The sequence below is a fragment of the Enterobacter sp. MGH 16 genome (assembly GCF_000493175.1).
Lineage (GTDB): Bacteria > Pseudomonadota > Gammaproteobacteria > Enterobacterales > Enterobacteriaceae > Enterobacter > Enterobacter roggenkampii.
The window spans coordinates 1730604-1743908 of record NZ_KI535695.1 but is presented as its reverse complement, the minus strand read 5'-3'; the positions used below and the strand labels follow the sequence as shown (position 1 = coordinate 1743908).

General features: G+C 54.2%; 15 protein-coding genes. All 15 read left to right on the top strand.

Features of this window, described 5'->3' with window-relative positions; genetic code table 11:
* The first annotated feature begins 48 nt into the window (after nt 1–48).
* The 15 genes from L362_RS14475 to L362_RS14535 all read left to right on the top strand — a co-directional run bounded on the left by L362_RS14475 (nt 49) and on the right by L362_RS14535 (nt 13104).
* On the top strand, nt 49–1035 hold the full coding sequence (locus tag L362_RS14475) for a terminase small subunit (protein WP_023344286.1): 987 nt from the start codon (nt 49–51) through the stop codon (nt 1033–1035).
* Nucleotides 1013–2320, top strand: a complete 1308-nt coding sequence (locus tag L362_RS14480; RefSeq protein ID WP_023344285.1) for a terminase large subunit domain-containing protein — start codon at nt 1013–1015, stop codon at nt 2318–2320. The genes L362_RS14475 and L362_RS14480 overlap by 23 nt, the downstream gene beginning before the upstream one ends.
* A 1-nt stretch (nt 2321) precedes the next feature.
* Nucleotides 2322–3710, top strand: a complete 1389-nt coding sequence (locus tag L362_RS14485) for a DUF4055 domain-containing protein (RefSeq protein WP_023344284.1) — start codon at nt 2322–2324, stop codon at nt 3708–3710.
* 1 nt (nt 3711) lies between these two features.
* Nucleotides 3712–4809, top strand: coding sequence for a phage minor head protein (locus L362_RS14490; RefSeq protein WP_023344283.1), 1098 nt, complete (start codon nt 3712–3714; stop codon nt 4807–4809).
* 80 nt (nt 4810–4889) lie between these two features.
* Complete coding sequence (locus L362_RS14495) at nt 4890–5660, top strand: hypothetical protein (RefSeq protein WP_023344282.1); 771 nt, start codon at nt 4890–4892, stop codon at nt 5658–5660.
* A gap of 11 nt (nt 5661–5671) precedes the next feature.
* Nucleotides 5672–6625: a major capsid protein gene (locus tag L362_RS14500; protein WP_023344281.1), complete on the top strand. Its 954-nt coding sequence runs from the start codon at nt 5672–5674 to the stop codon at nt 6623–6625.
* Nucleotides 6577–6906, top strand: coding sequence for an Ig-like domain-containing protein (locus tag L362_RS25090; RefSeq protein WP_196231164.1), 330 nt, complete (start codon nt 6577–6579; stop codon nt 6904–6906). The genes L362_RS14500 and L362_RS25090 overlap by 49 nt, the downstream gene beginning before the upstream one ends.
* 36 nt (nt 6907–6942) lie before the next feature.
* A complete protein-coding gene (locus L362_RS14505; protein ID WP_023344280.1) occupies nt 6943–7425 on the top strand; it encodes a DnaT-like ssDNA-binding protein in 483 nt (160 codons plus the stop codon).
* Complete coding sequence (locus L362_RS14510; protein ID WP_023344279.1) at nt 7425–7775, top strand: hypothetical protein; 351 nt, start codon at nt 7425–7427, stop codon at nt 7773–7775. Before L362_RS14505 ends, L362_RS14510 begins: the two co-directional genes overlap by 1 nt.
* A 1-nt stretch (nt 7776) precedes the next feature.
* Nucleotides 7777–8361: a hypothetical protein gene (locus tag L362_RS14515; RefSeq protein WP_023344278.1), complete on the top strand. Its 585-nt coding sequence runs from the start codon at nt 7777–7779 to the stop codon at nt 8359–8361.
* On the top strand, nt 8358–8768 hold the full coding sequence (locus L362_RS14520) for a DUF4128 domain-containing protein (protein ID WP_023344277.1): 411 nt from the start codon (nt 8358–8360) through the stop codon (nt 8766–8768). Before L362_RS14515 ends, L362_RS14520 begins: the two co-directional genes overlap by 4 nt.
* A 68-nt stretch (nt 8769–8836) precedes the next feature.
* Entirely contained in the window at nt 8837–9508 is a 672-nt protein-coding gene (locus tag L362_RS14525) for a phage tail protein (RefSeq protein ID WP_023344276.1), read from the top strand.
* Between the two features lie 64 nt (nt 9509–9572).
* A complete protein-coding gene (locus L362_RS14530; protein WP_023344275.1) occupies nt 9573–9884 on the top strand; it encodes a phage tail assembly chaperone in 312 nt (103 codons plus the stop codon).
* Entirely contained in the window at nt 9881–10195 is a 315-nt protein-coding gene (locus tag L362_RS0122935) for a DUF1799 domain-containing protein (RefSeq protein WP_032637752.1), read from the top strand. Before L362_RS14530 ends, L362_RS0122935 begins: the two co-directional genes overlap by 4 nt.
* The gene (locus L362_RS14535; protein WP_023344274.1) at nt 10192–13104 is read left to right on the top strand and encodes a phage tail tape measure protein; all 2913 of its coding nucleotides are present in this window, start codon (nt 10192–10194) and stop codon (nt 13102–13104) included. Before L362_RS0122935 ends, L362_RS14535 begins: the two co-directional genes overlap by 4 nt.
* Nucleotides 13105–13305: the final 201 nt, after the last annotated feature.

Genomic DNA, 13305 nt, shown 5'->3' with positions numbered 1-13305 from the left:
TTCCTTAGGGCGGTGACTATTGTTTCATCATGTTAAAGAGAAATTTAAATGAACAAACCGGACTGGGGCATTCTTCTGCAACAGTACCTATTCGAATATACTACCACAGGTATTTCACCAAAGCAGTGGTGTGAAGTAAAGGGGTTGAATTACGCGACAGCCCGCCGATATATCAAAAAACCTTCAGCACAATCCGTGAAAAAACTTGCGCAGAAGCCATTACACGCTGCGCAGAAGGAAAAGTGCGCAGACAGACTAGTGAACAGTGAGCTTAGTCCTAAGATAAAGCGCTTCATTGCTGAGTATCTGATAGACCATAATGCTTCAGCAGCCGCAGAGCGAGCTGGATACAGTGACCCGAACTATGGCCGCCAGCTCATAACGAATCCTAACGTTGCGCAGGCCATTGCGCAGCAGCAGAAAGCCTCCATTGCGCGCACGCTTGGCTGTGCCGATGAAGTCCTCGCCCAGATGTGGCAGCTCGCCACCTTCGATGCAAACCAGCTTTCGCAGTATCGCCGCGGTGCCTGCCGTTACTGCTGGGGATTCGGTCACCACTACCAGTGGCGGGATGCTGTCGAGTTTGAAGAGAAAAGACTCGAGGCTGTTGAGCGTGACAGACGTGAACCTGATGATTCCGGCGGTTACGGTTACGACCACACCCGAGAGCCCAATCCAGAATGCCCACGCTGCAATGGCGACGGCATTGGCCAGCCTTATTTCCCCGATACGCGCAAACTCCCGGCAGCTTCTCGGCTCGCTTACTCCGGTGTAAAGGTCGGCAAAAATGGCGTCGAAATCACAGCAATCAGCCGCGAGCGAATGTTCGAAGCTGTCATGAAGCGCCTGGGCCTGGCTTATAGCGAGTTTGCGCAGCGCCTGCAGCAGATTGAAATCGAACGTCGGCAGCTGGAGGTTGAGAAACTCCGTAAAGAGCTGGCCGGTGATGGTGAAGACGATGAACCAACCCCAGTGCAGATCAATATCAACGTAGTGGACGCGAGGGCGGAAGATGGGGATCAGCCCGACACTTAACATTCCTCAGGCGCGCTTCCTCGCGATGCAGCACAAATTCAAAGCCTACGTTGCCGGGTTCGGCTCCGGTAAGACGTGGGTAGGTTGTGGCGGCATCTGTAAGGGGATGTGGGAGCATCCTAAAATCAACCAGGGTTATTTCGCGCCAACATATCCGCAGATCCGTGACATCTTCTACCCGACGATTGAAGAAGTAGCCTTTGACTGGGGCTTGAGCGTCAAAATCAACGAGGGTAACAAAGAGGTTCATTTCTACGAGGGGCGGCGCTACCGCGGGACAACCATCTGCCGCTCGATGGAGAAGCCCGGCTCGATAGTCGGTTTCAAAATCGGTAATGCGATGGTGGATGAGCTGGACGTCATGGCGGCTGCCAAAGCGCAGCAGGCGTGGCGAAAAATCATCGCTCGTATGCGTTACAAGGTTGATGGGCTACGTAATGGCATTGATGTAACGACGACGCCAGAAGGGTTCAAGTTCATCTACCAGCAGTTCGTGAAGGCGGTGCGTGAAAAGCCAGAGCTTGCGGCGCTGTATGGACTGATTCAGGCCAGCACGTTCGACAATGCGAAGAATCTACCGCCTGATTACATCCCGTCGCTGCTGAGTTCTTACCCAGACGAACTGATTCAGGCATACCTGCGAGGGAAGTTCACCAACCTTAACAGCGGGACTATTTACCACACCTTCAACCGCAAGCTGAATAACTGTTCTGACGAGATTCAGGACGGGGATCCGCTGTTTATCGGTATGGACTTCAACGTAGGGAAAATGGCCGCTATTGTTCACGTAAAGCGTAACGGCTTGCCGCGTGCGGTGCGTGAGCTGGTGAAGGTCTACGACACGCCAGCGATGATTAAGCGCATCCAGGAAGAGTTCTGGCGCTACGAGGATGGACGCTACGTGAAGAGCCGGGAGATTTACATCTATCCGGATGCCTCTGGTGACTCACGCAAATCGCAGAACGCCAGCAAGACCGATATTGCTCAGCTAAACGATGCCGGATTCAGCGTCATTGTTGATGATGCCAACCCGCCGGTTAAGGACCGTATCAACTCGATGAACGCCATGTTCTGTAACGCCAACGGCGAACGCCGCTATCTGGTGAACGTCCAGAACTGCCCGGTTTATACCGAGAGCCTCGAACAGCAAATCTGGGCGGCCAATGGCGAACCGGACAAATCAGCAGATAACGATCACCCCAATGATGCTGGTGGCTACTTCATCGTGAAGGATTACCCGATCGTGAAACCGGCATACTCAATCACCATGGACACCACTTTCTGATATGGCAAACGACGACATCACCTGGGTTCGACCAGAACACCGGGCGGCTTCTGCTGCCTGGCGGAAATACAGAGACTTTTGCAAAGGCGCTGAGGCCGTAAAAGCGGCGGGCAATAAGTATCTGCCTTATCTCGATCCAACCGATAAATCCACACGCAATCGCAAGCGCAATGAGGACTATCTGAGCCGCGCGGTGTTCTATGCGATTGCTGGCAATACGAAGATCGGCATGCTTGGGATGGCGTATCGCAAGGACCCCACGTTTAATGGTCCTGAAAAGCTGAAGTACCTGTTGGACAATGCTGACGGGGCCGGAACCAGCATCTATCAGCAGTCACAGCTGGTGGCTGAGAACGTGCTGGAAGTTGCGCGTGAGGGGCTTTATGTCGATTACGCTGAAGCCTCCGATGAAGCGATCATCCTCCGCTATCCGGCAGAAAACATCATCAACTGGAGAACAAAGCGTATCAACGGACGCGATCAGCTTGTGCTGGTGGTCCTTCGTGAATGCGTAGAAGAGCCGGATGGTTACGCTTACAAGGATGAAATCCAGTACCGCGAGCTGGCGCTGGAAGAAGGGAAGTTTATCTGCCGGGTATGGCGCCGGGCAGGTGGCACCGCAAGCGGAACCTACACAGTTGACAGTGAGTACCACCCTAAGCCCAAAGGGCAGGACTACTGGGATGAAATTCCGTTTACCTTCGTTGGCGCCCAGAACAACGATCCCACAATTGATGATTCACCGCTGGCTGCGCTGGTGGAGATAAACCACGGACATTACCGAAACAGCGCTGATTATGAGGACAGCGTGTGGTTCTGTGGCCAGGTGCAGCCGTACATGACTGGGCTCGATACCGGCTGGCGCGATCACCTCGAGAAGAAGGGCGTGAAAATTGGTTCCCGATCACCGCTTTTGCTTCCCAAGGAGGGCTCGTTTGGCTATGCCCAGGCGCAGCCGAACATGCTGGCTAAAGAGGCCATGGACAGTAAGCGCGATTACATGGTGCAGCTGGGCGCCCGACTGATTGAGCAGAACGCCACGGCGAAGACGGCAACCCAGGCGAGCGGTGAGCAAACATCCTCAACGTCGGTGCTCGGTATCTGCGTCTCGAACGTTTCCGAGGCCTATACGCTGGCACTTGGCTGGTGCGCGAAATACCTCGGCATCAAGGGAGAAACGACGAGTTACACCATCAACCAGGAATTCATAGCGAAGGTTGCCGAGTCTGGCATGGTGACGGCAATCGTCAACGCCTGGCAGTCCGGTGCGCTGCGCGATAGCGATATGATTCGCTCGCTGCAGAAGCTCGATCTCATTGACCCGGCAGACAGCCCGGACGAGGTTATTGATGCGCTTCGCAATCAGGCACCAACGTTGACGGGAGGCTGATATGCCCACCATTAACGAAAGCTTGCGCGATGAGTCGATCGCACATTCCGTCTGGTTGAGCCGCTACGCCACTGGAGTGGCAAACCGGATGGTGAAGTTGCTTAACGAGACGGACGCGGACCTGTCGGCACGTCTACTGGATGCGCTGGAGAGATTGCCTCCTGAGAGCTTCACCGTTAGCCGTCTGGAGAGTTTACTGGGCAGCGTACGCGAACTTAATCATCAGGCCGTAGCTACCATGCAGGCAGGGCTCGAGGGTGAGCTGGTGGCGCTGGCAAAGAACGAAGCAAATTATCAGCTGAGCCTGTTCGATTCCCTTTTGCCATCACAGGTCCTGTCTCACTATCCGCTGCAGGGCATCACCGCCGATATGGTGTATGCCGCGGCGATGGCGCAACCCTTTCAGGGGAGGCTACTAAGTGAGTGGGCGGATAATCTTGAATCGGACAGGCTGGCGCGGATCGTGAACGCCGTCCGCAGGGGGTATCTTGCCGGCGACACTGTAGAGACTATCGCGCGCAGTGTTCGCGGCCACGCCAATAAAGATTATCGCGACGGCGCGCTGCAGATGAGCAGGGCAAACGCCGCCAGCATCGCTAAAACAGCTGTGAATCATCTGGCTGCCACAGCGCGCAACAGCTTCACCAGCGCCAACAGCGATATCGTGAAAGGCAAACAGTGGCTTTCTACGCTGGACAATAAAACCAGCCACGACTGCATTATTCGTGACCTGCTGCGCTACTCCCTGGATAACAAACCGGTCGGGCATAAGGTGCCTTATCTTCAGGGACCCGGGAAGATTCATTTCTGCTGCCGTTCTACTGAAACTCTGATTCTCAAGTCCTGGCGCGAACTCGGCATTGATATTGATGAGATGGACGATGGCACTCGTGCCAGCATGGATGGCCAGGTGCCAGCTAAAACCTCGTATCTGGAATGGCTCGCGCGCCAGTCGGCACAACGCCAGGATCAGGTTCTGGGTGCCGAGCGTGGACGTCTGTTCCGCGCGGGTGAAATCGACCTGGCTGATATGTTCACTGACAAAGGCGAGTGGATCAGCCTGGAACGGCTGAAGCAGCTCTCAGGCACAGACAACTAACAATCACATCTTACTCCACGCCCTGGCATCCGCCGGGGCTTTTTTATGGGCGAGGCCCGGCAAAATCCCGAGGGGAAATTATGTTAATTCGAAACATGCTTCTGAAATTTTACGCACCTGAAAGCGGCGGAGAGGGCAGCGGTGGCGGTGGTATCGAAATCACCCCAGAAATCCAGAAGCTGATAGATGAGCGCGTGACCAACGAAGTAACTGGCCTGAAATCGAAAAACTCTGAGCTGCTGGGAACCATTAAGCAACAAAAAGAAAACCTGTCTCGCTTTGATGGTATCGATCCTGATGCAGTGCGCGGGATCCTCCAGCGTTTTTCCGACGACGAAGAGGCAAAGCTGATTGCCGCCGGGAAAATCGATGAGGTGCTCGATAAGCGCACCGAGCGTCTGCGTGCTGACGTCGATAAGCAAATCAAAGCCGCTAATGAACGCGCGGACAAAGCCGAAGCGTTCTCCAACAAATTCCGGGATCGAGTTCTGGGGGATGCAATCCGCGCAGCAGCCTCAAAAGCTGGCGCGCTGCCGGAAGCATCTGACGATCTGATTCTGCGTGCCAAAGGCACATTCCAGCTCAACGACGAAGGCGAGGCCGTAGCAGTTGATGCAAATGGCGATGTTCTGTTCGGTAAAGACGGCAAGACTCCACTAAGCCCGCTTGAGTGGGCGGAGTCTCTTAAGGAGACGGCTCCGCATCTGTTCCCACGCGCAGAAGGCACCGGCGCGGGCGGACACAAACCAAACGGCGGTGGCAGCCTGAAACGTTCCGAAATGAGCGCCAGCGACAAAGCGGACTACATCCGCAAGCATGGCCAGCAGGCCTTCCTCAAACTTCCGAAATAAGGGATTAACCCATGTCTACCACTGTTAATAGTGACCTTATCATTTATGACGATCTGGCGCAGACCGCTTTCCTCGAGCGTCGCCAGGACAACCTGGCAATTTTCAACGCGTCCTCCAACGGTGCGATCCTGTTGGATAACGAGCTGATTGAAGGCGATTTCCGCAAGCGAGCCTTCTACAAAGTGGGCGGCTCAATCGAATCGCGTGACGTTAACTCTACCGAAAAAGTGACGGGTAAGAAGATTGGCGCCGGTGAAGCCGTATCAGTCAAAGCGCCTTGGAAATACGGTCCATACGAAACTACCGAAGAAGCGTTCAAACGCCGCGGCCGCTCGGTTGACGAGTTCTCCGAAGTGATCGGCACTGACGTGGCTGACGCGACGCTGGAAGGCTACGTGAAATACGGCTTGAAGGCGCTGACGGCAGCTATTGGCGCCAACGCGGATATGGTGGTCACCGCCGATATCGAAACAGACGGTAAGAAGACCCTGACGCGCGGCCTGCGTAAGTACGGCGACAAGTTCAACCGTGTTGTGCTCTTCGTTATGCACTCCGCCACTTACTTCGACATCGTGGATGAGGCGATCGCCAACAAAATCTACGAAGAAGCAGGCGTGGTGGTCTACGGTGGCCAGCCAGGTACGCTGGGTAAACCTGTGCTGGTGACCGACACCATGGACGCGGATGCGATTCTCGGGCTGGTGACCGGGGCGGTGACTGTTACTGAGTCTCAGGCTCCGGGGTTCCGTTCCTACGACATCAACGATCAGGAAAACCTGGCGATCGGGTACCGTGCTGAAGGCGTGGTGAATGTCGACCTGCTGGGTTACAGCTGGGATACCTCCAAAGGTGACAACCCGGACCTGACCAAAATCGGCACCGCAGGTAACTGGAAGAAGCACTTCACCAGTAACAAATCTACGGCTGGCGTGCTGATCAAACTGGGATCCGCAGCGGGGGAGTAACGCTGTCAGCGGATAAATCCTCCGCAGCCGCTGACAGCACCGATGCGGTCACCATTTCCCTGAAGTACACGCTAAACGGCGCAGGTGTTTCCGGCAAAACCGTTGTCTGGAATTCAACCGGCGGCACGCTCAGCACTGCCAGTTCTCAAACCGGCTCTGCTGGTGGGGCGACGGTCAAACTTACCTCTGATACGGCAGGTACTTTCACAGTCACTGGTACTGTTGATGGTATTGCTAAATCGAGTGAGGAAATCACCTTCACCGCGCCTGCTGCAGGCTAACTGATGGGGCGTAAGCCCCATTCAACGGATGCTCAGATGATTAATACTGATATCACCGCCGCTGACGTTAACAGTTACGCCAGCGAAGATGAACTGGCGTCATTTGCCACGCTGAGAGGAGTTGAGGTGCCTGAAAAGCTCACACCATTACTGATTAAGGCGATGGACTACCTGGAAGGTCTTGATTGGGTAGGTTCCAAAGCAGACCCTCGACAGCCGCTGGCCTGGCCACGCGCAAATGTCATTCTGGATGGACACGACTTCCCACCCGACCAGGTGCCGCGGCAGGTTATCACCGCACAATGCATGCTGGCTATCGAGGCGATTGATGGCGATTTGCTTTCAAGCGTTCGTGAGGCCGCGGTTAAAACCGAACGTGTCGAAGGCGCCGTAACCATGACTTATGCGGTTGCCGACGGTGAGGTGTTTACGCCAACTTACCCGGCGGTAATGGCTATTCTCGGCAACCTGGCTGGTGGGCGTGGATATGCAATCAATACTTTCGCGGAGCGCGCGTAATGGCCATTAACTATCAGCGAATGCAGGCGACAGCGATTCGTATGCTCAAGCAGAACGGCATTGCATACAACGTCACGCGTAAGGGCTCGTTAATCGTCATCGGTGGTGTGGAGCATCGTTCCGAGGATATCCAGTTCACAGCCATAGGAGTTAAGACGGATTACGCGCCAGGCGAAATTGATGGAACCGTCATTGAAAACGGCGATGTTCGGATTGTCTTCAGTGCTGAGAAGGACATTAAAACAGGCGATCTGATCGACGTGGACGGCGTAAGCCACCGCGTAGTAAAACCTAACCCCGTGAAACCGGGTGCGGTGGTGCTCTGCTACAAATCTCAGTTGAGGGCATAGCATGAGCGATAATAAGGCGTTTACGGCTGCCATCACCGTGTTCGTGGACAAAGCCAAAGCGAATCAGGAAGCGGTCGTACGTGCTGTCGGCATTCGGATCCTTAATCAACTGGTGATGATGTCACCTGTCGGCAACCCCGAGCTCTGGGGCATCAACCAGACGGCAGCTTCTTACAATCAGGCGGTATACGACCATAACGAAGCGCAAAAATCGGACCCTGCCAACCTGACCAAAACCGGGCGACTGAAGAAAAAAGCCCGGGTGGTGGATGGGATGGATATCAAAGCACCGCCGGGGTATACGGGCGGACGCTTTCGCGGTAACTGGCAGGTGTCCTTTGATGCGCCAGCGACTGACGAGACAGGCCGGGTTGATAAGACAGGTGATCTGACAAAAGCGGCCGGGAACTACACGCTATCGCTCTTCAAAGTCGGGATGAAGGCCATTTATTTCTGCAACAACGTGCCCTATGCCTACCCGCTTGAAATGGGGCATTCCACACAGGCGCCGGGCGGCATGGTCCGCATAACTGCTGCTGAGTTTCAACGCTTCTTTGAGGAAGCTGTCAGGGAGGTGACTAAGTGATTCCAGATATTGCATCTGCACTGGCCGCCAGACTGGGTACCTGGGCCGATGCTGAGGGCATTTCGGTTGCATGGGAGAACGTGCCGTTTACACCTCCTGCTAACGAGATGTACCTGGCCGTTCACGATATGCCCGTTACGCCGCTAACAATCGATCTCGGCTTGCGCTGCCGGACTTATTCTGGCGTGTACCAGATTAATGTCGTGGCGCCAGCCGGCTCCGGCCGTACCTCCGTTATTGCTCTGGCGGGCAGAGTGGCGGAATTGTTCCCCGAGGGGCAGGAAATTGCAGGCAAAGACTTTACCTGCTGGATTAGCAGCGCGCCTGGCATATTCCGCGGCGTCCCTACACCTGTGTCCTACACCGTTCCTGTCAGCCTGAATTATCGGGCAGACATTAACAGCTGATTTCCCTCTGATGTCCCACAACTGACCGGCCTTGAGCCGGTTTTCCCGTTTCTAAAGGAGTAACCAATATGGGCTTTGCATTGCCTAACGGCGCTCACGTCTATCTGGCATCGGGTTATGGCCCAGCCATTACTTTCACCGGGGCGACGAACGCCGAAAATATGGTGATCACCGTGAGCGAAGCGGACGCACTCAAGGTGGGTGATATTGTTCATGTGAACTGCAACTGGTCTGGTGTTGATAACGTCATTGCAAAAATTGATGCGATTGCCGAAAGCGCCGTAACTCTTCGCAATATCAATACCACCAACAAAAACAAATATGCCGCTGGTGGCGGTACCGGTTCGATCCGCAAAGTGCTTGAATGGACCGAGCTGCCGCAAATTACCGAGGTGTCGAAATCCGGCGGCGATCAGAACACCACACAGATTCAGTTCCTGAGTGATGACCGCCAGCGAAACCTGAACACCTATAAATCCGCAGTCTCGCAGACCTACTCGATCGCTCACGACTCAAATCTTCCGGTATATCCGTTGCTGCGCCAGTTGGACGAAGACGAAGAGACTGTGGCGGCGTACATGTACGTGCCGAAGGCGAAGGAGAACCGTTACTGGGCGGCCACGGCATCTTTTGACGATACGCCAACTACTGCAGTTAACGAGGTAGAGACAGTGAGTGTGGTGCTGAACCTGCAGTCACCGGCGATGACGTTCTACAAGGTGACTGACGCTGCCTCCTAGCCGTCAGAGCTTTCACTATTCCATGCCTCCCATCACGGAGGCTTTTTTTCGTTAAGAGGTATCGATGGCGACCAAATTCACCCTTCAGCCCAAACCTACATTCAAGGCCAATGTCTCGATCCCCCGCGCTGGCGATGAGGATGGTGTACTGACCTTCACGTTCAATCATAAGCCACTCAAAGAGCTGGCTGATCTGGAAAAACTGGAAGGCAAAACCGCCACTGATTTTCTGATGGAAATTATTTCTGGCTGGGCGCTCCCCGATGCATTCAACGCGGAGAATCTGTCGGTGCTGCTGGAAAACTATCCGGCTGCAATGAAGGCTATCCCTGAAACCTACTATCGCGAACTGATGGGGCAGCGCGAAAAAAACTGATAGCGGTTGCCTCTGCATTCTATACGCCTGAACCCACAGCGGCAGACCTGGCGCCATACGGGCTTACGCCGGATGACTACGACGATCAATACATCGACGTCTGGCCAGATGTATGGCCTTCATTCCTGGTGTTTCAGACTGTCAGCACGCAGTGGCGCACGGGCATGGGAGGCGCATCAGGGCTTGATTACAATGTGCTGCCCTGGGTGATGCGCCTGCACCACGTCGACGACGAGGCAACCGCGCTTTCGGACATCCGAATCATGGAGAGCGCCGCACTAAAAGTTATGCATAAAGAGAGGGCGGAATGAGTAACGACATCGCCACGATTTCCCTGCGCGTAAATACCACTGAGCTGGAGCGTGGTAACCAGGCACTGGATCGCTTTCAGGAGACCGCGACCGCCGCTGCAGGTAAAGCGGATGACCTGAACAGTGCGTTCCGCACAGGAATCGATAACCAGAAGAAGAACAGCGAAAGCCTGAAGCAGCAGCGTCAGGAACTGCAGAACCTGCTGAATAAAATCAGCCCGGTAAACAAGGCGCTGGATGAACTGGACACTATTCAGCAGAGCCTGGCGAAATTTCGCGGTAAAGGGCTGGTGGGAGACGAGGATTTTACTCGTTACAACAGCGTGCTTGAGACGACGCGGGCAAAACTGGCACAGGTAATGGAGTCTGAAACCGCAGAGGGGCGGGCTCGCATTGAACAGGCTCAGGCAGCGCAGCGTGCAGCTGCGGCGGGCAAAACCTTTATCGATTCGCTGGAAGAGCAGGTCACAGCAATCGGAAAAACGCGCGCAGAACTGTTAGAGCTAAAAGCTGCCCAGCTCGGCGTATCCGATCGTGCTGCACCAATGATCGCAAAGCTGAAAGAGCAGGAGGAAGCATGGAAGTCTGGGGCCATCAGCGCGGGCCAATATCGCAATGCTATGCGTTATCTCCCGATGCAAATGACCGACATTGTGACTTCACTGGCTTCCGGTATGCCGGTTTATATGGTTGCTATTCAGCAGGGCGGTCAGCTCCGTGACTCGTTTGGCGGTGTAGGCAATGCTCTGAAAGCGATGTTGTCGATGGTGACTCCTGCCCGAGTGGCCATTGGTGGCCTGGCTGGCGCTGTACTGATTGCGGCAAAAGCGGGATCGGACTACTTCACCGCCTACGACGAAATCAACAAGGCCATTATCAGAACTGGCAACATTGCCGGCACGTCAGCGCTCCAGATCATGGCTTCCTCCCAGTCTATTGCTGCCTCTACTGGCGCGACTGTAGGAACCGTTCAGAGTTTAATGACTGAACTGGTTGGCATGGGATCGCTGACACAGAAGCAACTTGAAAAAGCAGCGGGTTCCACGGCACTGGCGGTTCAGACCGGTATAGTCTCGGCGCAGGACATCACCAAAGCCTATAAGGACATCGAAAAAGACCCTGTTAAAGCGCTGCAGAGTCTCAACGAACAATATAATTTCCTGACCGTTTCACAACTTAAGCATGTTGACGATCTGATAAAGCAAAAGGACCAGACAGCGGCCGTTACACAGGCCATGGATTTGTTTGGCGATACAATGGCTGAGCGCGGAGAGCAGGCTTATGACTCGCTGGCACCGTTTGGTCGCCTGTGGCTGGATATCAAGGGCTGGGCGTCTGAGGCCATGCAGAATATCGGTCAGTGGGTAGCAGAGCTGGCATCAAACACACTGAAGGAATTCAACGCAATTTATTACAGCGTAGCGATCGTTTTCCAGAAGCTGAACCAGATTATTTCTTCCTCTATCGCTGCCGCGATTAATCTCATTCCCGACTGGGCGAAAACAGATACATTGCGGGGATGGCAGGATTACAACGAACAAATGGCCGGTGCTTATGGCTACAGCGTTTCTCAGCTGAAAAAAGACTGGGATGCGGCTGATATTAGTGCAGGCAAATACCTCGATACGACCAGAAAGATAAGTACCACAACCACCCAGAAGGATCGCGAAGGAGTCGCTTCTTTTGGTAAAAATACGAAAACCGGAAAGCAGGGCACTTTATCGGCTGGCGATCGCAGCACGGATGCTGCCCAGGCCGAGCTGCTGGCGCTTCAGGCACAGTTACGCGCGTTGCAGCAGCATAAAGGGCTTAACGACACTATCAGCCAGCAGCGCAAAGAACTGTGGACGACTGAAGCGAAATTTCAGGTACTGGAGGAGGCCTCCCGATCTCGCTCTCTGACAAAGCAGGAGCAATCTCTGCTCGCGAGTAAAGACGAGGTGCTGCAGTTAGCGCGGCAGAAAGCCCTGTTAGGTGATCAGATTACGGCACAAGAACTGCTGAACAAGCGCATGGATACCTCGCACAAATACGTCACGCAGATGGCTGAGAAACAGGCCGCATTACTGGGTGGCGCGGGGATGAGTGACCGCCGGGCGCAGCGAGAGCTGGCAAAAAGTCAGCTCGCCGCCGGCTGGAAAAATACTGGTGGTTCGCTGGATGAAGAGGGATATCAGAAACAGCTTAAGGCAGCTAACGATTACTATGATGCTGAGGATCAGCTACGCGGAGACTGGCTGACCGGCGCGAAAAAGGGCTGGGCTGATTTCGAAGACAGCGCGACCAATGTGTACTCCCAGGTGCAGAAGGTTACTAGTAACGCGTTCACCGGGATGGCCAGCACCCTGACTGATTTCTTCACAACAGGTAAATCTAACTTCTCAGATTTCCTTTCCACTTTCCTCAAGGGCATCGCCCAGATGCTGACCCAACTGGCTCTGGTTAATGGAATGAAGTCAGCCTTTGGTGGAACGGGTATCGGGGCGTTTTTTGGTTTCTCAGGTGGTGGTTTGGTCCCCGGTTTTGATGGAGGCGGCTACACGGGAGATGGCGGTAAGTACCAACCGAAAGGCGTGGTACACGGCGGTGAGTTTGTGTTTACGAAGGAAGCGACAAGTGTATTAGGTGTCGGCAATCTCTATGCGCTTATGCGTGGAGCTCAGGGGTATGCAAACGGCGGTTATGTTGGCACAGCCCCAATGTATGGGCTGCAATCGAATGCAGCTGGTGGCGTAACCGTTCAAACTTCCGTGGTCGTTCAAAACCAGAACACTCACCAGCAGACTTCCGGCAATAACGATGCTATTTCTCGGGCTTACAAACAGACCATCGATCAGTCTGTTCGTGCTGGAATTGCTAAGGAGTTGCAACCCGGAAGGTTGATTTGGAACGCGATGAAAAGCCGTTGATAAACTGATAGCAGTCCCTTGTTTGAGCCTGCTATCACAAGATTAATTATTTACGGGGCAGATACTTATGGGTTGTATATGTCCCACCCTTGTGTGAGGAGCCTTTCCCGTTTGTATAATGACCACGAGAACCTTTTGCATAAGAGATCGAGGGCGCCACAAGTATTAAAGAAAGAACGGCAACTAGTAGTGTTTTCATAA